The sequence below is a fragment of the Gilvimarinus gilvus genome (genome assembly GCF_030518155.1).
GTDB lineage: Bacteria > Pseudomonadota > Gammaproteobacteria > Pseudomonadales > Cellvibrionaceae > Gilvimarinus > Gilvimarinus gilvus.
In genome coordinates this window covers 1-569 of the sequence record NZ_JAULRU010000091.1, presented here as the reverse complement: position 1 = coordinate 569, position 569 = coordinate 1, and the positions used below count along the sequence as shown (strand labels likewise).

Below are 569 nucleotides of genomic sequence, written 5' to 3'. Positions count from 1 at the left end.
GCGCAAGTATTTCGTCTTCGCCTGATCAGACACTCTACAACTAACTCTGTGGGAGCGGGCGCGCCCGCGAAACAGGCAGTGTGGTAGATGGCACCGGCTTTGCCGGTGTTCGCGGGCATGCCCGCTCCCACAGGGTTATGTGGCGCCTGGAGAATCGGGGCAAAAAAATCGCGGGGCAAGTGCCCTTCCCTCTGGTGCGCAGTTACAGAGGGAAGGCCACCTGGCCCGCGATGAAGCCCACCTCTTGCGTCAATCTTTCTTGCGATACCCCTCTACGATAGCTGAGAAGTCCTTGCCACCCTCGCCACGCAAGCTCATGGCCTGATACAACTGCTGGGCCACAGCCCCCAGGATCACCGGCTGGTGTGCCTGGCGCGCCGCTTCGGTCGCCAGCCCCAGGTCCTTGAGCATCAGTTCGGCGCCAAAGCCACCGGTATAGCCACGCGATGCTGGCGCGGTTTCGATAATGCCCGGCCATGGGTTGTAGGTATCCGAGCTCCAGCAACGCCCGGTCGAACTGTTGATGATGCCGGCCAGCACCTGGGTATCGATGCCCAGCGCATTACCCA

At 61.7% G+C, this 569-nt stretch carries 1 protein-coding gene; it reads right to left on the bottom strand.

Annotation, left to right across the window (positions count from 1 at the left end):
- Window positions 1-249: 249 nt before the first annotated feature.
- Window positions 250-569 (bottom strand): NAD-binding protein (locus tag QWI17_RS00460; RefSeq protein ID WP_302720532.1); only part of this gene is annotated, 320 nt, incomplete at its 5' end.